The sequence below is a fragment of the Kitasatospora sp. NPDC093102 genome (genome assembly GCF_040683915.1).
Classification (GTDB): Bacteria; Actinomycetota; Actinomycetes; order Streptomycetales; family Streptomycetaceae; genus Kitasatospora.
Genome location: NZ_JBFBFA010000017.1, coordinates 63,314 through 86,421, shown reverse-complemented (window position 1 = coordinate 86,421; position 23,108 = coordinate 63,314). Strand labels below are relative to the sequence as shown.

The window sequence follows — 23,108 nt, the reverse complement described above, 5'->3', positions numbered from 1 at the left end:
CCTGGTCAGGTTGCGGGACCGTCGGTCACGGTGGTCCGGTACCGGAACGCCGCGGGTCGGGGAACGGTGCGGTCGCCGATCCGACGGGCCAGGCCGAAGTCGCCGAGGACGCGAACGGCATCGGCCGCGAGGCGCTGGGCGCCGTCCTCCGACTGGTAGCTCTTCGCCCACTTCGGGAAGCGCCGCAGGAGTTCGTCCGCCTCGACGGTGAGCTGTTCCGGTGTCAGCCCGTCCGGAGCGGCCGTCAGAGGTTCCAGCAGGAGCAGGGCGGCGACACGGGCCGTCGCGGAGTCGTCCGGGAAGCGGCTGTCGGTCGCGATCCCGTCCGGGTCGACGAGCAGCAGGCCGTCGGCCCGTTCCTCCAGCACGAAGCCGCCCTGTTCGGCGGCGCGCCGGACGATCTGGCGCCCGGTCGGCGAGGTGAGGTAGGCCAGTTCGTCGGCGCCGAGCTCGTCGTGGTGGAGGACGGGATCGTCGAGGAGCCGGCGCAGCACCGAGTGCCGCAGCCGGAGGTTGCGCTGCGCATCGGAGGCGTCGGCACCGCCGTACCTGCTCTCGCGCACGGTGCCGCGCAGGAGTTCCTCGAAGCGCAGTGGTACGTCCTCCGCCGGCACGGCCAGCCGGGACGGCCCGACGGGCGCGGCGAGCAGGCGCATCAGTACGGTGGCGTCCACCCGGTAGAGGACCTTGGCCTTCGCCGAGTCGACGAAGCTCTCCGTGACGCCGTCCACGGTGAGGAGCGCGCCGTGGGCCTCCAGCAGTTTCAGGACGTCCACGAAGGCCATGCGCTCGGACTTGCTCGCCGTGTCGAAGGACGGCAGCGCCTCGTCGGTGGCGCAGGCCTGGACGACCCGGTCGGCGAGCAGGCCGACCGTCGTGACCGGGACCGGGAGCAGCTCGGCCGAGACGACGCACAGCAGCGTGTAGCGGCGGCGGTCGAACGGAGCCTTGCCGGACCGCAGCCGGCGGGCAGGGCGCGAGGCGTCGGGGACGGCCCGGATCTTGAGCAGGCGCGCGTACCCCAGGCGCGGCTCCACCACCAGCTGCCAGCCGCAGTTGTAGTCGAACCACTTCGTCAACGGGTCCTGCCGGCGGCGGATCAGCTCGAAGGCGGGCGGGTCGCCGCGCTCGGTGATCAGCGGTCGGCCGAGGAGGAGTCTGATGCCTCGGGCGATGTCCTGCCGCTCGGCCAGGACCAGTTGGTTGGCAAGGGTGCTCATATGCCTCTCCTGATGAGGATCGCGCTTCGCCCACTCATGCGCTGTCCTCACGGGTGACCGCCCGCGGGGCGCCCGGGCTGCGGATCTCCACCAGGTAGTCGGGCCCCTCCAGCCGTCCGTGGGAGGTCCGCAGGACGGCCCGCCCGCCGTCGGGAAGCAGCCGGAGCACGATCTCGACGCGGCCGTCGGAGGTGACGGCCCGACGCGTTCCGCCGGCGTCCGGACGTACGGCCAGCGCCCGGCCGAGGAGGTCGAGCAGCCGCTCGAAGACGGTGTGGTCCAGCATGCCGAAACCGGAGAGCCGCACCGGGCCGTCGGTGCCCAGGAGGTCCCAGGCGGCTTCGAGTTCGACGCGCTCCTTCCGGGCCCGCTCGGCCCGGGCCGCCTTGATGCCGCCGATGTCGCGCACCTTTCCGGTGCGCGTGAACCGTTCGGTGCGGCCGCTGGTGCGCAGCAGCGCCGACACCTCCACCGGCGGGGCCTCGGCCCAGCTGCCCGACGAGGGCACCAACTCAGGATCGGGATGCGCGAGATGGGCATGACGGGCGGGGCCGAGCCCGAAGGCGGCCGACCACAGGCGGTGCAGGTCGTCCTCGCCGGGCGCCGCGGCGAACCAGCGGGCCAGTTCCCGGAAGTCCTGGACGGCACTGGACGAACGGCGCCGTGACTCGGTGATCCGGTCGAGGACCTGGAGGAGCGTCACGATCGCCCGCCGCGCCACGTCGTGCAGCTGCTCCACCCGGGGCCGTGCCCCGTCCGCCGGCCGGAACCAGGCCCGCAGCCCCTCCCAGCGCGCCCGGCGCCGCTCCAACCAGGCCGGCGCGGGGTCGCCGTCGGCGACCGGCGGCAGCTCGGCGCCCCGCAGCGCCCGCTCGTGCAGCAGGCTCACCCCGCGCCGCTCGACCCGTTCCACGGCCGTGGCCACCGTCCGACCTCGCTGGTCGAGGTTGACCAGGAACTCCTGGAGGTAGGCCACCGTTGCGGCCTTCACCTCGCGGAAGGTCGCCAGGTCCGCGCCCTCGGCGCGCAGCAGGCGCTGCAACTCGCCGTTGAACGCCTTGGTGTTGGCCAGCAGCGCCTCCAGGTGTCCCTCCAGCTCCTGCAGTGTGGTGAAGACCCGACGGTCCGAGGAGGCGGAGTCGCCCAGCAGGACGTACAGCTCGTCGAGCCGGTCCGTGACCGCCTCCAGCACCGCCGTCTGGAGCGCACCCGTCGAGGCGAGCACGGACAGGGCGTGCTCGACCCCGGCGAACGCGGCTTCACCGCGCCGGGTCAGCGAGTACTGGAGGTTGCGGCGCTCGTACTCCTCTGCGGTGCGGTAGTTCTCCGCGTGGTTCTGAACGACGTCCAGCAGCTGCCACTCCCTGAGTTTCCGCAGCGCCTCCTGGAGATCGTCGTCGTGCACCGCGTCGAGCCAGCCGACCGTCCGCAGCCGGGTGCGGACTTCGTCCAGCCCGAGAGCGGTCTCCAACCGCTCGTTGGCCGCGCCGAAGGCCTGGAGGATCGCACCGTAGAGTTCGGCCTTCTCCCCCGTCGTGAACCGGAACATCTCCGGCGGAACCCTGCGCACCGAGCCCCCTCCTCCTCGTCGGGCACCACAGTACGCGGACGCACACCGGTGCTCGTGTGCCGAATGCGCTTCCCCTGCGTCTCCGTGGACCGATGGTGTGGTCGGACCTCGGGCTGGACGTCCAGGTGGATCGGCTGCTTCGGGGGTGCCGGTCGAGGAGATCGGTGGTGCCGGCGCGGGCCCGGTACGCGTGTTTCGCGTGCCGGGCCCGTCGGCGTGGTGGTGATCAGCCGGCGCGGTGGAGGTCGCACTGCTGCTGGATGGCGGAGGGGGCGTCGCGGCTGACGATGGCCACCTTCGGCACGGGCCCGGTGGTGGGGGCGTCCTCGGTGGTGCAGACGAGCTGCTGGATGGCGGGGGCGGACAGCGAGGATGCGGGCCAGGACAGGCGCAGCGTGACCACTCCGGGGGTGACGGTGGCCTGGACGCCGGCGGAGGCGGGCAGGTCGCTGTAGAGGCCGGAGCGGGTCTCGGCGTGGTCGGGGCCGGCGAGCAGGGTGTTCAGGGTCTGCTGGAGGTCCTCGCGTTGTGCGTCCGGCCGGATGGTGAGGTGGATGCCGTGCTGGTCGAGGAAGTACAGCCGGGTGCCCGGCTGGACCCCGGTGGCCGGCTGCCCGCTGCGCACCGGGCCGGTGGTGGAGATCGAGCAGCCGCAGGCCAGTAGCAGCACGGCCGCGGCGGCCAAGCAGCGGTGCCGGGTGGTCATGTGTCCTCCGTGACGAGGCCGCGGGGCAGGACGAGGGTGAACACAGCGCCGCCGGACGGCGCGTTGGCGGCCTCGATGAGACCGCCGTGCAGCCGGGCGTTCTCCTGTGCGATGGCGAGGCCGAGCCCGCTGCCCTCGGAGCGGGCCCGGGCCTTGTCGGCCTTGTAGAACCGGTCGAACAGGTGCGGGAGTTCGGCGGGTGGGATGCCCGGCCCCCGGTCGGTGACGGTGAGCACGAGCTCGTCGTCCGTGTCACGCAGGGTGAGCCGAACGGGCGGGCGGCCGTGGCGCAGGGCGTTGCCGACCAGGTTGGCGACGATGACGTCGAAGCGGCGCGGGTCGAGGCGGACGGGCAGGGCGGCGGGCAGGTCGAGGTCGACCCGGTCGTTCCAGCCGCGCAGGTCTAGGGTCTCGCGGACGGCGGTGGCGGCGTCGACGGACTCGGTGTGCAGGGGTGCGGCGCCGGCGTCGAGGCGGGAGATCTCGATGAGGTCGTTGACGAGCCGGGTGAGGCGGGTGGTCTCGTTGCTGATCATGCGCAGGGCGGTGGCGGTGTCGGCGGGCAGCAGTTCGGCGTCCTCGTCGAGGATGTCGGTGACGGCGAGCATCGCGGCCAGCGGGGTGCGCAGTTCGTGGGAGACGTCGGCGGCGAAGCGGCGGCCCTGGGATTCGACGGCGCGCAGTTCCTCGATGGTGCCCTGGAGAGTGCGCGCGGTGTGGTTGAACGTCTTGGAGAGCTGGGCGAGTTCGTCGTGCCCGGTGACGGTCAGCCGGGTGTCGAGCCGCCCCTGGGCGAGGGCCCGGGCGGCGTCGCCGAGCGCCCGGACCGGCCGCAGGACCTGGCGGGCGGCCAGCAGTGCCAGCCCGGCGGCCAGGATCGCGGCGAACACCCCTGCTCCAGCCGCCCCGGCGAGCAGTGCGTTGGCGGCACTCTGCTCGCGGTCGAGCGGGAGGAGGGCGTAGACGGTCAGGCCGGACGGGCCGCCCTTCGCGTACGTGACGGGGACGCCGGCGGCGAGCCAGGGGTGGTCGTCGGCGGTGAAACGCTGGAACGCGGCGTGGCCGGCGTCGACGGTGGCCGCCAGGGTGGGCGGGACGGCGACGGGCTGGGTCCACTCCGAGTGCACGGTGCCGTAGGCGGCCAGGACGCGCCAGTCGCGGAAACCGTCGGTGCCCGACAACTCACCTGCCAGCCGGTCGAGTTCGCTCTGGGTCGGGGGGAACGGCAGGCCCGGGGAGAGGACGTCGACGCGGCGGCGCAGCTCGTCCAGGGTGGTGTCCTGGGTCAGCTCCAGGGTGGAGTTGGTCGCGGCACGGTAGGTGAGCGCGGCGGTGGCCAGCGCGCTCACGGTGGCGACGGCGACGAACGCGACCAGCAGCCGCGGCCGCAGCCCCGCCGCCGCACGGCGCAGTCGGACCCGTCGGGGGGCGCGGGGGTCGGCGCCGTCGAGCGGCGTGGTCACAGCGGCCCGAAGCGGTAGCCGAAGCCGCGCACCGTCTGGATGTAGCGTGGCACGGAGGGGTTGTCCTCCATCTTGGCGCGCAGCCGGTTCACTCCGGCGTCGACCAGACGGATGTCCTCCTGCCGCCCCAATCCCCAAACGGATTCCAGGAGTTGCTCGCGGCTGAACACCCGTCCCGGGGCGGCGGCCAGCTCCAGCAGCAGCCGCAGCTCACTGGGGGCCAGCGGCAGCGGGGCGCCGCGCTTGGTGACGGTCAGCGCCGCCCGGTCCAGCACCAGATCGCCGTGCGCCTCCCGCTCCGCCTCCGGGCCGGTGCCGCCCGCGCGGCGCAGCACGGCGCGGATCCGGGCGTCCAGGACGCGGGACTGCGCGGGCTTGACCACGTAGTCGTCGGCCCCGGCCTCCAGGCCGAGCACGGTGTCCACGTCGTCCCCGCGCGCGGTCAGCATGATCACCGGGGTCGGTCCGGCCTGCCGCAGCCGTCGGCACACCTCGAAGCCGTCGATCCCGGGCAGCATCAGGTCCAGCAGCACGAGCTCCGGAGGCTCCTGCCGCGCGCGCTCCAGCCCCTCCTCGCCGGAGGCCGCGGTGCGCACCTCGTGGCCTTGGCGGCGCAGGCCCAACGCCAACGCCTCGCGTACGGAGTCGTCGTCCTCGATCAGCAATAGCCGTGCCATGCCAGCCAGTATCCGGGCTCGACCTGCGCAGACGTGCCTGCGGCGCGGGGACGGGGTGGGTTGTTGCGAAACGCTCATATGCAGATCACAGGGCGCGCAACCGTGCGGTGGACGGTGGTGGACACCGACACCCGAACCCCTGACGAGGAGTACCACCGTGCGCGACCACCGCGAGCCGACCCCGACCGACGAGACCCCTCGCAGCTGGTACCCGTGGGCGGACCGGCCGAGCCGGCCGTCCGGACGCCGGAGCACCGCTCTGGGGCTGGCGGCGCTGGGTGCGGCGGCCTTGACCCTGCTGGGCGTCGCCGGTGCGGGGAGCAAGCCCTCCGTGCCCACCGGCGCGAGCGGCACGGTCTCGGCCCCGGCCCCGGCCTCGGCCCCGGCCCCGGGCCTGCCGTCGCCGGTGGTGGACATGAGCATCTCCCGTCAGTCCGAGGACCCGGGCAAGACCGTCAACCTGACCATCGACGACGGCCCCGACCCGCGGTGGACACCCCAGATCCTGGACGTCCTCGCCAAGAACGGGGCCAAGGCCGTCTTCTGCATGCTCGGCCCCAACGCCCAGGCCCACCCCGACCTCGCCCAGCGGATCGTCGCCGCCGGCCACCGGCTGTGCGACCACACCGTGAGTCACGACACCGCGATGGACCACAAGGATGTCGCCTACCAGGAGAAGGAGATCGTCGACGGCCTGCGGATGATCCAGGAGGCCGCTGGCGGCGCCCCCGTTCCGTACTATCGCGCCCCGGGCGGAGCCTTCACCCCCGAAAGCCGTCAGATCGCCGCCGCCCACGGCATGCGCCCGCTCGGCTGGAACGCCGACACCCGCGACTTCGAACGCCCCGGCGCGGAGAAGATCGTCGAAACCGTGAAGGCCCAGCTGGGCATCGGCCCGACCGTCCTCCTCCACGACGGCGGCGGCAACCGCGCCCAGACCCTGGAAGCCCTGGAGCAACTCCTGCCGTGGCTCAAGGACAACGGCTACACCTTCAGCTTTCCCCGCCGGTGACCGGTCATCGACCGTGCACGTGACGGCGTCGGGGAGAAAGCCGGATGGGGGGTCCTGGCGACGAGGCGCCGGCAGGACTCCCGATCCCGGGTGCGGCCGGAGGCCTCCGCCTACTGCCCTGGTTCGATCCCGGCCCGCTCGCCGTCCTGGCCGGCGTGGCCCTGCTGCGTACCCAGGCCCCGGCGGACCGAGTCCAGGATCGTCAGTCCCTGGCTGACCAGGCCAGCGGCGATCTCGCCCAAGCCGTCGGTGCCGTTGAGCACGTTCACGTTGGCGCCCGCGAGCCCGCCCGCCGCCTCCTTGACGATCTGCGGCAACTGGTCGATCAGCATCCGGTCCAGCGCCACCCGGTCATGCGAGGCCGCCGCCTCGGCCTGGATCTTCATCCGCTCCGCCTCGGCCAGCGCCACGACACGGATCCGCTCGGCCTCCGCCTCCGCCGGCTTCACGATCTCGGCGACCAGTTGCTGCTGGCGCAGCTCCGCCGCGCGCTGGGCCAGCTCGGTCTGCGCCGCCAGCACCTCCTGCTGCGCGTGCGCCTGCGCCAGCGGGCCGGCCTGGGCGGCCTGGGCCTGGGCCTGGTCCACCTCGGCGCTGTACTGCGCTTTCACCACCGCCGTCTGGCGAGCGTACTCGGCCTGCTGCCGGGCGGACTGCTGCTCCGCCTCCGCTGCGGCCTGGGCGGCCTGGGCCTGGGCGATCTGGGCCTGCCGCTGGATGGCCGCCCGGTGCGGGGCTGACATCGCGACGATGTACCCGGTGTCTCCGTCGTCGATCGACTGGATCTGAAGCGAGTCCACGGTCAGTCCGATCTTCGCCATCTCGGCCTTCGAGGTGTCCAGGACCTCAGTGGCGAGCTTCTGCCGCTCGGTGACGATCTCCTCGACCGTCATCGAGCCGATGATGGCGCGCAGGTGCCCGGCGAAGATCCGGCCGGTCAGCACGGACATCTGCTCCTGGTCGGACAGGAAGCGCTGGCCGGCGTTGACGATGCTCTCGCTGTCGTTGCCGACCTTGAACGCGATCACCGCCCGCACCGTCAGCGCGATGCCCTGCTTGGTGACGCAGGTCTCGGCGACCTCTGCCTCGCACATCGCCAGAGTCAGGAAGCGGACCTTGCGGAAGACCGGCAGCACGAACGTGCCGTGCCCGGTCACCACGCGGAACGGCGCACCCGCGAGGCCGCGCTTTCCGCCTGAGATCAGCATCGCCTGGTCGGGCGCGGGAACGCGATAGCCGAACATCCTGGTCGTCTCCTCAGCGAATTCCGTCGGCACGGTCGGCCCACGGGTCGGTCGGGTCGGTCCACTCGATGACGTCGACCTGGCGCGTACCACGCGATTCGATCACCAGGACGGGCGTCCCCTTCGGCAGCGGCTCCTCCGACCACGCGAGGAAGGACTCCGAACCGCCCCTGATCTTCACCAGGACCTCACCAGGGCCGACCGTCCCCCGGGTGCCGATCACCAACACCCCCGGGCAACCGATCACGGCCTGGTCCGCCACCACCGGCGACCCCTCTCTCGTCGAACGTCGCGCGACCGCCCCGGCAGCAGCCGGCGCCGGAGGCACACAGGCGCACACGAGCACAGGCGCACGACCGACTTGCCGTACCGGGGCAACGCTGATTCCAGGGTGTCACGCGGCACTCCCGCTGTCGAAGGAATGCGCAGGAATACATTCGGCCGCGCCGAGGAGTCCGCGGCGCACACACCGGCGCTGACGCGGCGTCAAAGACGGCCGCCGCGACGACCCCTGTCGCCCGCCCTGCCTCCTGGTCCGTGTCCGATGGGCGGCGGCCAGGTCGCGGCACCGGGCGTACGAGGCCTCCGGCGCGCGACGCCACGTCCCGAAGCCGACGCGGAGGAGGCCGAGCGTGGCCCTTCGGCGACGCTCCGTCGCCGTCCGCGGCTTCGGAGCGTGAGCCCGGTTACATCCCTCCGGGCATCTACGACGTTCGGCCGTGGACACGAGCCCCCGTTCGCACTGCGGACCGGTCCCACGCGGGGCCCTCCTACTGCCCGGTGTCGTATTCGGGGGCCTTTGTCTCCCGTTCGGGCGCCACTGAGAATGGGCGGCGGATCCGGCCGTGTCACCCACCCCACGACCGGGTGCGCTCTTCGACGCGGCTTCGAAGCGGGTCCAGTCGATCCGATGGCGCTGCCGGCCGGCGCCCCGCCGGTCCACCGAATCGGAAGAAGGATTCCAGATGTCCGCACCCACCCTTCTCCCCGGTACCGCGGTCGGTGGCGCGCCGGTCGCCATGGCCCACCACGTCATCGCCATTCAGCCGTCACGTGCCCGCTCGGCGAGATCACCCGGGTAGCGGCCTGGCTGGCGGGCGAGTCCGCCGGGCAGTGCGGGCCGTACAGGCGCGGGCTGCCCGACGCGGCCGAAGCGCTCGCCGCGCTGGCCACGGGCGCCGGCGGGCCGGCCGGCTTCGTGCTGAGCGCACTCGACGTGTTCGCTCGGGACGTCGAGGCCCACGTCGCCGACCCCGGGTGCGGAAGGCCCGTCCTCGGCGTGCTGCCGCTGCCCCGCACCGAAGGCGCACGCCTGGAGGTGGACTGGTCCCGCTGCGCCGGGCACGGCCTGTGCGGCGTCCTGGCTCCCGGCCTCGTCCGGCTCGGCCCGCACGGCTATCCCGCGTCGACCAGCATCCCCGTCGCCCCCTGGCAGGAACACGGTGCCCGCCGGGCCGCGAACCAGCGCCCGGCACTCGCCCTGCGCATGCGCCGCCCCGAGCGGGGGCCCGGCCGACTCCGGTGAGCGGCCCTCAGGGAGCGGACTCGCGCGAACGGCGAACCGGCCGGTCGGCTCCTGCACAAGGCCCGGCGCTCCCCGCACCGTTCCGACGGCATCGCCGCCCAGCCCAGGCCGACTACCGTCCCTGCCTGGCTCGGTGGGCGGCGATCAGGTCGCGGTACCAGGCGTAGGAGGCCCTCGGGGTGCGCTTCTGCGTCTCGAAGTCGACGTGGACGAGGCCGAACCTTTGGTTGAACCCCTCCGCCCACTCGAAGTTGTCCATCAGAGACCAGGTGTAGTAGCCGCGGACGTCGACGCCTTCGGACACCGCGGCGGCGAGGGCGTCGAGGTGGGTGGCGAGGTAGTCGATGCGGGGTTGGTCGGGGTCGGTGGACTCGGCGACGGAGCAGCCGTTCTCGGTGATGGTGATGGGCGGGAGGGCGGCGCCGTACAACTCCTTCAAACCGACGAGGAGTTCACGGATTCCGTCGGGGACGACGGGCCAGCCGAAGGCGGTGCGGGGGACGTCGGGGATGTCGACCAGGTCGAAGGGCAGGCCGGGGCCGGTGGGGGCCGCGACGCGGGTGGGGTTGTAGAAGTTGAGGCCGAGGCCGTCGAGGCCGGGGGCGTGGATGAGGTCCACGTCGCCGGGCTGGACCGCGCCGAAGATGTCGTCGGGGACGCCCAGGGCGGAGAGGTCGGGGTAGCGGCCGAGGAGGACGGGGTCGGTGAACAGGCGGTTGTGCAGGGCGTCGTAGGCCTCGGCGGCGGCCGCGTCCTCGGCGGAGTCGGTGGCCGGCTGGACGGGGGTGAGGTTGTTGGAGAGCATCACCTCCAGGCCGCGCTCGTGGAGCAGCGAGGCGGCGAGGCCGTGGGCGAGGAGCTGGTGGTGGGCGGCCGGGAGTGCCTCGAACATGAGCGTGCGGCCCGGGGCGTGGGTGCCCAGCGCGTAGCCGAACACCGTGTGCACGAAGGGCTCGTTGAGGGTGATCCAGGTGGGGATGCGGTCGCCGAGGCGGTCGGCCATGACGGTGGCGTACTCGGCGAAGCGGTACGCGGTGTCGCGGTTGAGCCAGCCGCCGTGGTCTTCCAGGGCCTGCGGGAGGTCCCAGTGGAAGAGGGTCGGGAGCGGGGTGATGCCCGCCTCCAACAACGCGTCGACGAGGCGGTCATAGAAGGCGAGGCCGGCCGGGTTGACGGTGCCCGCTCCGGTGGGCAGGACGCGGGGCCAGGCGATGGAGAAGCGGTAGCCGTCCAGCCCGAGGCCCTTCATCAGGGCGATGTCCTCCGGGTAGCGGTGGTAGTGGTCGCAGGCCACCTCGCCCGTGTGGCCGTCGCGGACGACGCCGGGGCGGGCGGTGAAGGTGTCCCAGACGGACGGGCCGCGGCCGTCCTCGGTCACCGCCCCCTCGATCTGGTAGGCGGCGGTGGCGGCACCCCAGCGGAACCCCGCCGGCAGGTCGAAACGGTCCGGCATGACAGCCTCCCGACAGAGAACATGAGGAGAACTCATGTTACTGACGCCACGCCGAAACACCAGAGGAGGCCCATCGCCACCCGGAGATCGCACACCCGATGACCCCGAACCTACTTGACCCCCAGCGGCCGAAAGGGCGTGTCGCTCACACGGATCGGATAGCCTGCCGCGTATGCCACACCGCGCCATCCCGCGCCGCTCGGGCGGCCTTCTCGCCCTGGCTGCCGCTGACGCCTTGTGGGTCGATTTGACGGCCGGCAGTGCCGTGCCGACGGCTTCCGGGGCGTTCAGCTGCTCTCCTGCTGATCCCGGGGCGGGGTACGTACTGCTCGGCGAACACGCGGTGGCGACGGTGAGGGGACCTGGCGGCCGGTGGAGCGTTGACGAGACCGACGTACGGCGGGCGGCGACGAAGCTGAACGCGGTCGAGGTGAACCGGGAGGACCTGGTCCGCGTCGGTCCTTTCCGCGGCCCCCTGGACCCGGAGCACAACGGCCCACCGACGCTGCGGTGGCGTCAGCGCATCGCCCGGGAACGAACCCGCGCACAGGATCCCGGCACCCACGAACGCGCACCGTGGCACGACAGCGGCCAGTTGCACCATCTGGGCGGGATCGACTGGTGCCGGACCTTCGTGGAGCGCACCCGTGACCGGACGACGCGAACGTGGTGGCTGCCACGGGCCGTGGTCAGGGTGCTGGACGCGGCCGAGCACACCGAAACCCAGTGGCTCCGAGCCGCGCGGACCTGCCGGGAATGCGCGGCCGTCACCGACCGGCCCTCCGGCCAGTGGCGCGTCCACACCGCCGACGGCCCGCAGACGGTCTGCCCCGACTGCCGCACCACCGTGCTGCGCCCGTACAACGGCGAGCTGGAAGGCCACCTGTACTCGACGCTCAGCAGGAAGCACGGCTTCTCCCGCGAGGTGGCCCGGTGGGGATGCGCCGTCTGCCGGACAGCACCAGCCACCGTGCTCGACCACTGCCACGAACACGGCTACGTCCGCGCCCCCGTCTGCCAGTCCTGCAACACGCAGGAACGACCCGACCACCTGTACAGCAACGACGTACGCGTCGGCGACCGCTACACCCGCCTCTTCCACACCCACGCCGACACCTGGCTCCGCCACTGGCACCGCTGCCCCGGCTGCCGCGCCCGCACCACACTGCCACTGCCACACCTGGTCGCATGGACCGCCCACACAGTCGGCCGGTCGCTGCGCCCGACCCACCGCGCCCCTGGCAGCTCCCGCGGGCGCAAACCCTGCGGTGCGCTGCGCGCGTCCTGGACGGGCAGCCAGAACACGCCCGACTCCTGCCTGATCACCGTCGCCGTCGACTTCTGCCCCTCCGGCGAACACCGTGTCCTGGCGCAAGTCCCCTACCGCGAAGCCACCGAACGGTTCCGTACCTGGCTGGCCGTCACCGCCCCTGTCGTGGCTGCCGCAGCCGGACCCGGACGCCTGGACGGCATCCCCACCCAGCAGTTCCGGCCCGTCATCGCGGACACCAGCAGCGAGGGCCTGAAACTGTTCTGAGCCAGGAGCGGCATGCGCTTCGGCCGGTGACGGGATTCTCCGGTGGTACCACGCGGCAAGCAGGGACGCGAACGGGACCTGGGGCGCGGGCCGGATCGGGCACGCCGCGGTCCGCGCGGACGGCTGGGTCGTGCCGGCCGACGACCGCCGTAGAACTCCGAATCCCTCAGCCCCCCAGTCGGCCTACCCGGGTTGCCCGCCACAGTGGAACGCGTCGATCATAATCGTGCAACGCTCCCGGGCCGGAACGCTTCGCTCGTTATCCCGAGGGGGAGCGTCCTCGCACATGACAGCCAGCGCGCCGGCGTACCTCAGTCCGCTCTCAGTGAACGGTCAAAGCGTCGAAGACTGCGGGACCACCGACATGAAAGGAAGCGCTCGGCATGGCGAATGCAGCACTCAGGAAGGTCCTCATCACGGGAGCGGGCACCGGCTTCGGGTTCGAAGCCGCCATGCGCTTGGCCGAGAAGGGCTTCGACGTGATCGCCGGGGTGGAGATCTATGCCCAGGTGCAAACACTGAAGTGGCAAGCAGTCGAGCGCGGAGTCAAGCTTCAGGTCGAGAAGCTCGACGTCACGAACGACGGTGACCGTCGCAAGGCCCTCAACTGGGGTGTGGAAATCCTCGTGAACAACGCCGGTGTCGGCGAAGGCGGCTCCACCGTTGACATCCCCGAAACGAACATTCGGCACCAGTTCGAGGTCAACGTCACCGGGCCCCTGGTCCTCACCCAGGGGATCGCCAAGCAGATGATCAAGCGCGGGGCGGGCCGCATCGTCTGGGTTTCTTCGAGGGAGGGCCTGAACGTCAACCCGTTCACCGGCATCTACTCCGCGTCCAAGCACGCAATCGAGGCGATCGCCGAGACCATGGCCTACGAGTTGCAGGAGCACAAGATCGAAGTCGCCACGGTCAACCCTGGACCCTTCTTGACCGGATTCAACGACCGCATGTTCCAGACCTGGGAGAGCTGGGAGGACGACCCGTCCCAGCGGCTCTTCGACTACTCCAAACTCTCCTTCCCCCGCGCGCAGTTCGACCCTGAAGCGGTCTATGCGACGTTGACGGCCGTCGCTGCCGGCGAGGTCGACAGTTACCGCAATCTGGAGCCCAAGTCGATGCTTGAAGAAACCAGGCATCTTCAGGAGATTCCGTGGGAGCGCAAGATCACGGACGGCCTCGGGACCCGGCACCCGGCCATCCAGCACTCCTACGAGATGAAGCCGGAGACTCCGGTCACCACGTGACCCCCACCTAGACGCAGCGGTCGCTCCGCTTTCGCCAATACCAGATTCCTCCAACCTTCAGAGGCGTTCTCCCATGGCCAAGATCCTTTTCGTCATGACCGGAGCAAGCTACTGGACGCTCAAGGACGGTCACCGGCACCCGACCGGCTACTGGGCCGAGGAGTTCGCAAGTCCGTACAGCGTGTTCACCGGGGCCGGCCACGAGGTCGCCATCGCCACCCCGGGCGGTGTCGTACCCGTCTGCGACACCATGAGCCTGCGACCCGGCTTCACCGGAGGAGAAGAGGCATCCGTCGAACAGGAAGGCATCATCGAGGAGGCCGAGCAGCTTCGCCACCCCGTCCCGATCAAGGACGTGGACCTCGACGACTACGACGCGGTCTACTACCCGGGAGGCCACGGCCCCATGGAGGACCTCTGGTGCGATGCCGATTCCGGGCTGCTACTGAGGAGGGCACTCGCGTCCGGCAAACCGCTCGGCATCGTCTGCCATGCCCCGGCGGCGCTGCTCGCCACCCGGGACGAGAAGGGTGACACGCCGTTTGCCAACTACCGCGTCACCGGCTTCACGAACGACGAGGAGGCGGGCGTCGGCTTCGCCGACAAGGCCAAGTGGCTCATGGAGGACGAGGTCAGAAACCTTCCCACGGACTACTCGCGCGGCCCGATGTGGGAGTCGTACACGGTGGTCGACCGCAACCTGTACACCGGACAGAATCCGGCGTCCTCTGGCCCCCTGGCCACGATCATGCTTGAGAGCCTCTCGTAGGCACGACCCCGATTGCGTCGCCGCGCGCCGGCACGCGCTACCGGCGCAGCCTTCCAGGGTCAACAAGGCGGGAGAGGACTGATCGCCGCAGTGCGGCACCATCCTGGGGCATCAGCGCGGCGCAGTAGCATAATCCTCCGGGCACGCCCGCCCCAGTGACCCAACTGGCTGGAGGGAACGTGGAGCTCGTCGGCCGGCAGGAGCAGGTGGACCTCCTGGCCCGCGTTCTGTCCGAGTCGCGGAGCCGGAGCCGGGGCAGCGCCGTGCTGGTCCGCGGCCCGGCCGGGATCGGGAAGACGGCCTTGCTCGCCGAAGCCGCCGTCCTCGCCGAAGCCTCGGGGTACCGGGTGTTGCGCACCAGCGGCGTCGAGGCCGAGAGCGACATCCCCTACGCCGGCCTGCAACTGCTCCTGCACCCGCTGGCCGCCGGGACGCGGGAGCTCGCGGCGCCGCACCGGCAGGCGTTGGACGCCGCCCGGGGGCACGCCGAGGCCGACATCCCGGACGTCTTCCTGGTCGGCCTGGCGGCCCTCAACCTGATCGCGGACGCCGCGGCGGTCGCCCCGGTGCTGGTGCTCGCCGACGACGTGCAGTGGCTCGACGACGCCACCGTCAGCATCCTGGCGTTCATGGCGCGCCGGGTCGGCACCGAGCCGGTGGTCATGGTGGGAGCCGCGCGCGACGGCTACCGGTCGCGCCTGAACCCCGACGAGATGACCACCGTGCTGCTCGAACCGCTGTCCGACGACGAGGCGACGGTGCTGCTCGCGGACCGGGCCCCGCACCTGCGGCCCACCGCCCACCGGCGGCTGCTGGCCGCCGCTGCCGGCAATCCGCTGGCGCTCGCCGAACTGTCGCGCGCGGTGGGCGCCTCCGTCGATCCGCAGCTCACCGAGATCCCGCTCACCGAGCGCCTCGAACGCGCCTTCACCGATCGGCTCAGGACACTGCCGGAGGTCACCCGCAGCCTGCTGCGGATCGCCGCCCTGGATGACGCCTCCTCACTCCCGGAGCTCTACGGCGCGACCCGGGTGTTCACGGGCTCGGCCGTCGGGGCGGCGGAACTGGAGCCGGCCGTCCGGGCCCGACTGGTCGAAGTCGTCGACACCGAGCTCCGCTTCGGGCATCCGCTGATGCGGTCGGCGATCCAGCAGACGATGGCGGCCGATGCCCGGTACGCCGCGCACGCCGCGCTCGCCTCGGTGCTCGACGGCCAACCGGACCGGCAGGTGCGGCACCGCGCCGCCGCGACCGGGACCCCCGACGAATCCGTCGCCGCCGCCCTGCAGGACGCGGCGCGACGGGCGGCCCGGCGCGGCGGCATCGCCGCGGCCGTCACCGTGCTGGAACAGGCTGCCGCACTCAGCGAGGACGCCGTTCGGCATGCCGAACGCCTGCTGCTGGCAGCCGACTTCGCCGCCGAACTCGGCCGGCCGGAGACCGTGACCAGACTGCTGGACCGGGCCCTGACCGGGCCGTTGTCCCGGCAGCAGCACGCCAGGGTGGTGTGGCTGCGCGGCGGCGCCGACGAAGGGCTGCACAGCCACTCCTCCGGTGCCCTCTCGCTCACCGCCCTGGCGGAGGAGATGGCCACCGAGGATCCGGTGCTCGCGCTGCGGATCCTGTGGAGCGCGGCCCAGCTCTGCTTCTGGTCCGACCCGGGCCCCGAGGCCCGGCGCGAGGTCCTGGCGGCCGTCGAGCGCATGGTGGCGGACGAACTCGATCCGTGGCGGCTGGCCATCTGCGCCTACGCGGCGCCGATCGAACGCGGCGCGTACGTCCTGGACCGGGCCCGGGACGTCGTCCTGCGGGAGGGCGACGACGGGCGCGCCTACCGGATGCTGAGCACGGCGGCCCTGCTCGCCGGCGGTTTCGGTCTGGCCCGGGCCTTCTCGGAGGCCGGCGGCGCGGGGCTGCGCGCCCAGGGGCGCCTGGGGCTGCTGGCCCGCACGGTCGGCGCGGACGCGTGGAGCGCCCTGGTCGTCGGCGACCTCGGCGCCGCGATCGCGGCGACCGAGGAGTCCCGGCGGCTGGCGCGCGAGACCAGCCAGACCATGATGTACGCCCTGATGACCGCCACTGCCGCCAAACTCGCTGCGCTGCGCGGCGAGGAGGACGACGCCCTGCTGCTCGCCGAGGCGGCCGAGGAGATCGGCCTGCCGGCCGGCGCGCGTCCCGTGCTGGCGACCGCGGCGATGGCGCGCGGTCTGGCCGCCTTGGGCCAGGGCCGGTTCGAGGAGGCGTACGGCCATTTCCGGCGGCTGCACGATCCGGCGGATCCGGCGTTCCAGGTCGCACTGCGGCTGACCACCCTCGGCGACCTGGTCGACGCCGCGAAGCACTGCGGACGCACGGAGGCGGTGCTGCCGGTCGTGGCGGAGCTCGAGGCGGTGGCCGAACTGACGCCGGCCCCGGCCCTGCACGCCGATCTGCGCCTGGTCCGGGCACAGATCGCGGCCGACGGCGACGCCGAGCCGCTCTTCGAGGCCGCGCTGAGCACCGACCTCAGCGCCCTGCCGCTGGTCCGGGCCCGTACGCACCTGGCCTTCGGCGAGTGGCTGCGGCGCCGCCGCCGCAGCGTCGAGTCCCGGGACCACCTGCGCACCGCCCGCGACATGTTCGACGCGCTCGGCGCCATCCCCTGGGGGGAGAAGGCCCGCCGGGAGCTGCGGGCGGCCGGTGAGACCAGCAGGGGCCGGGCTCCGGACGCGCGCGACCAGCTGACCCCGCACGAGCTGCAGATCGTCCGGTTGGCTGCCGACGGCCTGACCAACCGCGAGATCGGCGAGCGGCTCTACCTGTCGCACCGGACGGTCAGCTCGCACCTGCACCGGATCTTCCCGAAGCTCGGCATCGTCTCGCGCACCGAGCTGCGCACGATGGCCGGCGCCCTGCGTCGATCCGCCGTCATGTGACGCTCGATCATCTCGTCGTCGTGCGCCTAGCGTTTCCCCCGGTCAGGGTTTCGAGGACAAGGGGGTTTCCATGGTGTGGCGCGGGCCTCGTTCCGGGGCGGTGCGGCCGCTGGTCGGCCGCTCCGCCGAACGCGAGGCGATCGGCCGGCTGCTCGATGCGGTGCGGGAGGGACTCGGCGGCGTCCTGGTGCTCGTGGGCGAGGCCGGGATCGGCAAGACACGGCTGCTGGACCACGCGGCGGCCCTGGGCGCCGGTGTGGAGCTGGCGAGGCTGGTCGGCGTCGAGGCCGAACAACCCCTGGGCTACGGCGCGCTGCACCGGCTGCTGCGGCCGCACCTGCACCGCGTCGACCGGCTTCCCGCCAGGCAGCGGGACGCGTTGAACACGGCGTTCGGCCTGGCGGACGCGGCGCCGCCGGACCGGTACCTGGTGGGTCTCGCGGCCTTGACCGTGCTGTCCGACGTGGCATCGGAGCTGCCGCTGCTCTGCCTGGTGGACGACGTCCACTGGCTCGACCGGGAGTCGGCCGAGACGCTGGCCTTCGTCGCCCGGCGGCTGCACGCCGACTCGCTGGGCCTGATCTTCGCGGCCAGGGACGACCTCGGCGGCCGCGGGCTGTTCGACGCCATGCCGCAGATGCAGGTCACCGGGCTGCCCGCCACCGACGCCAGGGAACTGCTCTCCCTCGCCGTTCCCGGCCACCTGGACACGGCCGTCGCGGACCGGATCGTGGCCGGCACCGGGGGCAATCCGCTGGCGCTCGTCGAACTGGGCACGAACCTGGGCGCCGAACAGCTGGCCGGGGTCGCGCCGGTACCCGAGCCGCTGCCGGTGGGCAGGTTACTGGAGGAGCACTTCCGGCAGTCGGTCGCCGCGCTGCCGGCGGACACCCGGACGCTGCTCCAGCTCATGGCCGCGGCACCGACCGACGACATGGCGGTGGTGTGGCACGCGGCCGGCGTGCTGGGCCTGCCGGCCGGCGCCGCCGTCGCGGCCGTCGACGCGGGGATCCTGAACCACGGGGCCGGCGGCGGGTTCCGGCATCCGCTGATCCGGTCGGCGGTCTACGCGGCGGCTTCCGGGGACGACCGGCGGCGGGTCCATGCCGCGCTCGCGGCGGCCAGCGATCCGGCCCGCGTTCCCGACCGGCGCGCCTGGCACCGGGCCGAGGCGGTCCTCGGCACCGACGACTCGGCGGCCACGGACCTGGACGCCGCCTCGGACTGGGCCCGGGCCAGGGGCGGTTACTCCGCCCAGGCGCTGTTCCTGTCCAAGGCCGCCGAACTCACCACCGACCCGGCCCGGCGCGCCGAGCGCTACCTCGCGGCGGCCCAGGCCCACCTGGCCTCCGGCGACCACGCCGCGGTGCAACCCCTGCTCGACCTCGCCGTACCCGCCCTCGGCCAGCCCGCCGCCCGGGCCCGCGCGCTGCGGATCCGGGCCTCGGCCGAGCTGTTCAACGCCCGCGTCGACCGGGTCCCGGCCATGATGCTCGACGCCGTGGCCGAACTCGCCGACGCGGACCCCCGGACGACCCGGGAGCTGCTCTACGAGGCCGTGCACGCCGCCGTCATCGCCGGCGATCCCGTCTACCGCGCCACCTCTGGTGCCGTGTCCGAGGCCGTGATCGCCGCCCCGCCCGAGCCGGACGTGCCGTCCTGGAGCCCCAGCGAGCTGATCGAAGGCCTGGCCCTGCGGTCGGCCGGCAGCTACCGGAGCAGCGTGACGACCATCCGGGCGGCTCTGGCCCGGCTCCGCTCCGCAGCCGAACTCCGCAACACGGCCAGTCCGTTCAGCATCCTGGTGAGCATCGCCGCGACCGAGGTGTGGGACATCGAGGCGTACGCGGAGATCGTCAGCCGGCTGGCGGCCGTGGACCGCGCCCACGGAGCGCTCTACGGCCTCGGCCTGTCCCTGTCGGACCTGGCGTACACCGAGATCTGGAACGGGCGGCTGGCCGCGGCCGAGGCGCTCTACGCAGAGGCCGACGACTACGCCACCGCGATCGGGCTGACGACGCACGGGGACCTCCGCAGGGGCCTGCTGTTCGCGTGGATGGGCCGGGAGGACGAGGCGCGCGCAGCCGTGGCGATGATGGAGGCCGTCGCCGGGACCTACGGACTGGGCTTGCTGCACCAGCTGGCGCTCCACGCGCTCTGCATCCTCGAACTCGGCAGGGGGTGCTACGACGAGGCGCTGCGCCATGCGCTGACCGTCTACCACGAGGACGCGCCGTCACAGGCCAACCTGGTGCTGCCGCTGCTCGTCGAGGCCGCCGTCCGCACCGGCGACCGGCGCACAGCGGCCCTCGCGCTGGAACGGCTGGAGGCACGTGCGCCACTCGCCGGAACGCCCTGGGCGCTGGGGCTGCTGGCCCGGTGCCGGGCGCTGGTGGCCGAGGACGCCGAGGCCGAGCAGTGGTACGCGGAGTCGATCGATCTGCTGGGGCGCGTTCCGCTGGCCGCGGAACAGGCCCGGTCACGCCTGCTGTTCGGCGAATGGCTCCGGCGGCGCAAGCGCCGGTCCGAGGCCAGGACACACCTGCGGGCTGCGCACAAACTGTTCGAGGCCGGGGGTGCGGCGCTGTTCGCGGAACGGGCCCGGACCGAGCTGCTCGCGACCGGGGAGACGGCGCGCAGGCGCGTCCCGGGGACCAGGCGCGATCTCACCCCCCAGGAACGACAGGTGGCGCTGCTGGCCGTGTCGGGACTGACCAACGCCGAGATCGCCTCCCGGCTCTTCATCACGACCTCGACGGTCGAGTTCCACCTGAACAAGGTGTTCCGCAAGCTCGGGATCACCTCGCGGCGGAAGATCGCCGCCGCGCTCGACCCGAAGGACACTCCCTAGGGTGGGATCGCCGGGTCAGCCCCAGACCTCGGCGGACCGCCCGCGGCTGAGCCGGTCGGCGGCGGCCGAGCAGACGGCGAGCAGCCCCGCGGCGGTCCACAGCGGGGCTGCCACGTCGGTGTGGCGCAGCAGCAGTCCGCCGCCGAAGGCGCCCACGGCCATCGCCAGGATCGAGGCGACGCGCAGTCCGCGGACGCGGGAGGTGGTCCGGTCGGCGAACAGGCCGGCGGTGGTCAGGGTGAGCACCGTGGTGGTCAGGTCGGGGACGGCCAGGCGCCGCACGACGGCGTTCTGCATCCCCAGCGCCACCGCGAGCAGGGCGACGAGGGCCAACTGGACCGCACGCCGCCCCGGGTCGGCGAGCGCCGCCAGCACGGCGGCCCCGATGACGGCTGCGCACTGCGCGGCGGTCGAGAGCGCCAGCAGTCGCCCGCGGTGCGTGGTGCCGCCGCCGACGTGGCGTCCGCCGAGGTACGCCCCTGCGCCGAAGGCTCCCACGGCCAGCAGCGTCGCGCTCCACGACACTCCCCCGACGCCGCTGAGCGCGAAGCCGGAGAAGACGACGTTGCCGGTCATGTTCGCGACGAAGACGTGGCCGAGCACCAGGTAGCTGACGGCGTCGACCAGTCCGGTCGCCACCGTCAGGGCCAGGAGCAGAGCGGGCAGGGGCCCGTGGTTCCGGGTCCCGGGCATGGGTCGTTCTCCTTCCGCGTCGAGGGGCGGCGGGACCGCGCGACGCGGCCCCGCCGCCCGGTGGTCACCGGATCAGGTGGTGGCCCGCGCGGCCGCGCCGGACGGGGTGGGCCGCGTTGCCGGTCGCGGGGCCCGGGAGCGGGGTCCGGGCCTGCCCGCCGATGGCCCCGGACGGCTCGCGGTCGGGCGTGGGCTCGAAGGCGGGAAGACTCTTGATCGTGATCGCCTTTTCCGGCGTCGGGGGGTCAGGGGCGGCCGAGGAAGTCGAACAGCATGGCGGTCAGTTCCTCGGGGTGCTCCTCGTAGATCCAGTGGCCGGAGTCCGGGATGGTCACGCCGGTGACGTCGGAGGCGTACGCCTTGACCTGGTCGCCCTCGGCGCTGCCGAGGCTGCCCGACGCGCCGATGGCGAGCACGGGCATCGGGAGCGGGGTCCGCTGGAACTGCGCGTCGTCGCGGATGTCCTGCGGGAACACCCGGAACCAGGCCAGGCTCGCCGCCAGGTGGGCGGGGTCGCGCAGGTAGTGGGCGAACACCCGGATGTCGTCCTGGCTCACCGCGCCCGGAACGCCCTCGAACCCGCCGATGAAGCCGGCGGTCCAGGTGACCTCACGGCCCCGGATCATGTTCTCCGGCAGGCCGTCGGTCAGGTTGAAGAATCCGAAGTTCCAGACCCCGGGGCCCCGCTGGGTCAGTGAGGGGATCTGGTAGATGCTCAGGTCCGGGATCGGCGCCTCGCTGAGGACCAGCTTCTTGACGGTGGCGGGGAACTGTGCGGCGTAGGAGTAGGCGACCATCGTGCCGATGTCGTGGCCGACGATCCGCACGTCGTCGTCCTTGCCGAGCGCCACCAGCAGCGCGTGCAGTTCGGCGGCCATCGTCTTCTTGTCGTAGCCCGAGGGCGGGGCGTCGCTCTGCCCGGCGCCGGGCAGGTCCGGGGCGATGACCGTGTAGTGCTCGGCCAGGGCGGGCATGATGCCGTGCCACTCGTACCAGGTCTGCGGGTAGCCGTGGAGCAGCACCAGCGTCGGACCGTGGCCGCCGATCACGTAGTGCAGGCCGATGCCTGCGGCCCGGGTCCGGTGCTCGCTGAACCCTGCGGGTATCCGCTCACCGGCGGACGAGGTGGAGGAGGCGGACGTGGGGGGTGCGGCGGCGCTGACCGCCGTCGTGCCCACGGCGACGGCCACGGCCAGCGCCGCGCCGAGCAGGCGGCGGCTGCCGCGGGTTCGGGGCAGGGGGAATCTCACGCAGTGCTCCAAGGCCGGTGACGGGTGACGGAGGACCGGCGGCCCCTGAGGGGGGTGCCGGGTTCGGCGGACGTCGGTCGTGCCGCCGTCGGTGAGGTGGTCAGGCCTGCCGGCCCTGGCGCCGCAGCCAGGCCAGCGCCGCGTCCGCGACCTCGCGCCAGCCGCTGTCGATGGTCAGCGAATGCCCGCGGTCGGGGAAGGCCATGAACTCGGTGACCGCCTCGGAGTGCCGGTACTGCTTGAACGTGGCGCGGGTGACCGACTCCGGGACGGTGTGGTCCCTGCCGCCGGACACCAGCAGCAGCGGGCCGCGTGCGGAGTTGGCGGTGTCGACCTTGGCCGGCGAGTGGGGGTCGAAGTTCGCCGCGGCGGCTTCGAACAGGGGCTTGCCCGGTGCCGGGATGGTCCACCGCTCGAACAGCCCGTCGGACTCCTCCTCGCTCAGCGCGTTGCCGAAGGCGAAGCGGAACTGCTCGGCAGTCAGGGACACCGCGCGGTGCTTGTTCGCCGGGTTCCTGAACACCGGCAGCGTCGATCGCAGCGCGGACAGCGGAAGCGGCAGGACGCCCTTGATCTGGGCCGCGTCGATCGCCACGGCCGCCGACGCCAGGTCTTGGCCCAGGAGCTTCTGGGCGATCATGCCGCCGAAGGAGTGGCCGATGAGGATTGGCGGCGCTCCCAGGCCGCGGATGATCGCCGCGTAGTGCTCGACGACGTCGTCGATGCCGTGGTCGGCGATGCTCTCCGGGTTCTGCCGGGCCTCCTCCACCGTGTCCGGGTCGCCGGGCCAGCCCGGCGCGGACGGGTCGTAGCCCTCGGCGCGGAAGAGCTCGATCCACGGCTGCCAGGAGGCGCTGTGCAGCCACAGGCCGTGGATGAAGAGGGCGGGGATCGGGCTGGTCATGGCCGCGTGCCCTTTCTCGGGAACGGAATCGGTCGGTACTGGTCCGGGCCTGGCGGTGCGCCGGACCTGGCC

At 72.7% G+C, this 23,108-nt stretch carries 18 protein-coding genes; 7 read left to right on the top strand and 11 right to left on the bottom strand.

Annotation, left to right across the window (positions count from 1 at the left end):
* Positions 1–5: 5 nt before the first annotated feature.
* The 5 genes from AB0O11_RS22295 to AB0O11_RS22275 all read right to left on the bottom strand — a co-directional run bounded on the left by AB0O11_RS22295 (position 6) and on the right by AB0O11_RS22275 (position 5,636).
* On the bottom strand, positions 6–1,220 hold the full coding sequence (locus AB0O11_RS22295; protein WP_363389648.1) for a TIGR02678 family protein: 1,215 nt from the start codon (positions 1,218–1,220) through the stop codon (positions 6–8).
* A gap of 34 nt (positions 1,221–1,254) precedes the next feature.
* Positions 1,255–2,769 carry a TIGR02677 family protein gene (locus tag AB0O11_RS22290; RefSeq protein WP_363389752.1) on the bottom strand — a complete coding sequence of 505 codons (1,515 nt, stop codon included), beginning with the start codon at positions 2,767–2,769 and terminating at the stop codon, positions 1,255–1,257.
* A gap of 247 nt (positions 2,770–3,016) precedes the next feature.
* The gene (locus AB0O11_RS22285) at positions 3,017–3,496 is read right to left on the bottom strand and encodes a GerMN domain-containing protein (RefSeq protein WP_363389645.1); all 480 of its coding nucleotides are present in this window, start codon (positions 3,494–3,496) and stop codon (positions 3,017–3,019) included.
* On the bottom strand, positions 3,493–4,959 hold the full coding sequence (locus AB0O11_RS22280) for a HAMP domain-containing sensor histidine kinase (RefSeq protein WP_363389642.1): 1,467 nt from the start codon (positions 4,957–4,959) through the stop codon (positions 3,493–3,495). The genes AB0O11_RS22285 and AB0O11_RS22280 overlap by 4 nt, the downstream gene beginning before the upstream one ends.
* A complete protein-coding gene (locus AB0O11_RS22275; protein WP_363389639.1) occupies positions 4,956–5,636 on the bottom strand; it encodes a response regulator transcription factor in 681 nt (226 codons plus the stop codon). Before AB0O11_RS22275 ends, AB0O11_RS22280 begins: the two co-directional genes overlap by 4 nt.
* Positions 5,637–5,910: 274 nt before the next feature.
* Between AB0O11_RS22275 and AB0O11_RS22270 the strand changes: the two genes are divergently transcribed.
* Positions 5,911–6,648 (top strand): polysaccharide deacetylase family protein, encoded by a 738-nt coding sequence (locus tag AB0O11_RS22270; RefSeq protein WP_363389749.1) that lies wholly within the window; start codon positions 5,911–5,913, stop codon positions 6,646–6,648.
* 110 nt (positions 6,649–6,758) lie between these two features.
* Here AB0O11_RS22270 and AB0O11_RS22265 read toward each other — a convergent pair whose 3' ends face one another.
* Positions 6,759–7,892, bottom strand: coding sequence for an SPFH domain-containing protein (locus AB0O11_RS22265; RefSeq protein ID WP_363389636.1), 1,134 nt, complete (start codon positions 7,890–7,892; stop codon positions 6,759–6,761).
* A gap of 13 nt (positions 7,893–7,905) precedes the next feature.
* Positions 7,906–8,157, bottom strand: coding sequence for a hypothetical protein (locus AB0O11_RS22260; RefSeq protein WP_363389633.1), 252 nt, complete (start codon positions 8,155–8,157; stop codon positions 7,906–7,908).
* A 951-nt stretch (positions 8,158–9,108) separates the two neighbouring features.
* Here AB0O11_RS22260 and AB0O11_RS22255 point away from each other — a divergent pair.
* Positions 9,109–9,417, top strand: a complete 309-nt coding sequence (locus AB0O11_RS22255) for a ferredoxin (RefSeq protein WP_363389631.1) — start codon at positions 9,109–9,111, stop codon at positions 9,415–9,417.
* A 112-nt stretch (positions 9,418–9,529) separates the two neighbouring features.
* On the opposite strand, the gene AB0O11_RS22250 is transcribed toward AB0O11_RS22255, so the two are convergent.
* Positions 9,530–10,870, bottom strand: a complete 1,341-nt coding sequence (locus tag AB0O11_RS22250; RefSeq protein WP_363389628.1) for a GH1 family beta-glucosidase — start codon at positions 10,868–10,870, stop codon at positions 9,530–9,532.
* Positions 10,871–11,222: 352 nt separating this feature from the next.
* On the opposite strand from AB0O11_RS22250, the gene AB0O11_RS22245 reads away from it, so the two are divergent.
* From AB0O11_RS22245 to AB0O11_RS22225, 5 genes are all read left to right on the top strand, one after another.
* The gene (locus tag AB0O11_RS22245) at positions 11,223–12,407 is read left to right on the top strand and encodes an endonuclease domain-containing protein (protein ID WP_363389625.1); all 1,185 of its coding nucleotides are present in this window, start codon (positions 11,223–11,225) and stop codon (positions 12,405–12,407) included.
* Positions 12,408–12,790: 383 nt separating this feature from the next.
* On the top strand, positions 12,791–13,654 hold the full coding sequence (locus AB0O11_RS22240; RefSeq protein ID WP_363389622.1) for an SDR family oxidoreductase: 864 nt from the start codon (positions 12,791–12,793) through the stop codon (positions 13,652–13,654).
* A gap of 73 nt (positions 13,655–13,727) precedes the next feature.
* Entirely contained in the window at positions 13,728–14,423 is a 696-nt protein-coding gene (locus AB0O11_RS22235; RefSeq protein WP_363389619.1) for a type 1 glutamine amidotransferase domain-containing protein, read from the top strand.
* Positions 14,424–14,602: 179 nt separating this feature from the next.
* Complete coding sequence (locus AB0O11_RS22230; protein WP_363389616.1) at positions 14,603–17,338, top strand: LuxR family transcriptional regulator; 2,736 nt, start codon at positions 14,603–14,605, stop codon at positions 17,336–17,338.
* 70 nt (positions 17,339–17,408) lie between these two features.
* A complete protein-coding gene (locus tag AB0O11_RS22225) occupies positions 17,409–20,189 on the top strand; it encodes an AAA family ATPase (RefSeq protein ID WP_363389613.1) in 2,781 nt (926 codons plus the stop codon).
* Positions 20,190–20,204: 15 nt separating this feature from the next.
* Here AB0O11_RS22225 and AB0O11_RS22220 read toward each other — a convergent pair whose 3' ends face one another.
* From AB0O11_RS22220 to AB0O11_RS22210, 3 genes are all read right to left on the bottom strand, one after another.
* Entirely contained in the window at positions 20,205–20,882 is a 678-nt protein-coding gene (locus AB0O11_RS22220; RefSeq protein WP_363389610.1) for a YoaK family protein, read from the bottom strand.
* A 245-nt stretch (positions 20,883–21,127) separates the two neighbouring features.
* Positions 21,128–22,132 (bottom strand): alpha/beta hydrolase, encoded by a 1,005-nt coding sequence (locus AB0O11_RS22215; protein WP_363389607.1) that lies wholly within the window; start codon positions 22,130–22,132, stop codon positions 21,128–21,130.
* A 100-nt stretch (positions 22,133–22,232) separates the two neighbouring features.
* Positions 22,233–23,036 (bottom strand): alpha/beta fold hydrolase, encoded by an 804-nt coding sequence (locus tag AB0O11_RS22210; protein ID WP_363389604.1) that lies wholly within the window; start codon positions 23,034–23,036, stop codon positions 22,233–22,235.
* Positions 23,037–23,108 lie beyond the last annotated feature (72 nt).

What these genes read in the sequence shown, in the direction of transcription:
- AB0O11_RS22295 (WP_363389648.1), bottom strand. Translation starts at nt 1,220, where the DNA reads ATGAGCACCCTTGCCAACCAACTGGTCCTGGCCGAGCGGCAGGACATC.
- AB0O11_RS22290 (WP_363389752.1), bottom strand. Translation starts at nt 2,769, where the DNA reads ATGTTCCGGTTCACGACGGGGGAGAAGGCCGAACTCTACGGTGCGATC.
- AB0O11_RS22285 (WP_363389645.1), bottom strand. Translation starts at nt 3,496, where the DNA reads ATGACCACCCGGCACCGCTGCTTGGCCGCCGCGGCCGTGCTGCTACTG.
- AB0O11_RS22275 (WP_363389639.1), bottom strand. Translation starts at nt 5,636, where the DNA reads ATGGCACGGCTATTGCTGATCGAGGACGACGACTCCGTACGCGAGGCG.
- AB0O11_RS22265 (WP_363389636.1), bottom strand. Translation starts at nt 7,892, where the DNA reads ATGTTCGGCTATCGCGTTCCCGCGCCCGACCAGGCGATGCTGATCTCA.
- AB0O11_RS22250 (WP_363389628.1), bottom strand. Translation starts at nt 10,870, where the DNA reads ATGCCGGACCGTTTCGACCTGCCGGCGGGGTTCCGCTGGGGTGCCGCC.
- AB0O11_RS22240 (WP_363389622.1), top strand. Translation starts at nt 12,791, where the DNA reads ATGGCGAATGCAGCACTCAGGAAGGTCCTCATCACGGGAGCGGGCACC.
- AB0O11_RS22235 (WP_363389619.1), top strand. Translation starts at nt 13,728, where the DNA reads ATGGCCAAGATCCTTTTCGTCATGACCGGAGCAAGCTACTGGACGCTC.
- AB0O11_RS22225 (WP_363389613.1), top strand. Translation starts at nt 17,409, where the DNA reads ATGGTGTGGCGCGGGCCTCGTTCCGGGGCGGTGCGGCCGCTGGTCGGC.
- AB0O11_RS22220 (WP_363389610.1), bottom strand. Translation starts at nt 20,882, where the DNA reads ATGCCCGGGACCCGGAACCACGGGCCCCTGCCCGCTCTGCTCCTGGCC.
- AB0O11_RS22210 (WP_363389604.1), bottom strand. Translation starts at nt 23,036, where the DNA reads ATGACCAGCCCGATCCCCGCCCTCTTCATCCACGGCCTGTGGCTGCAC.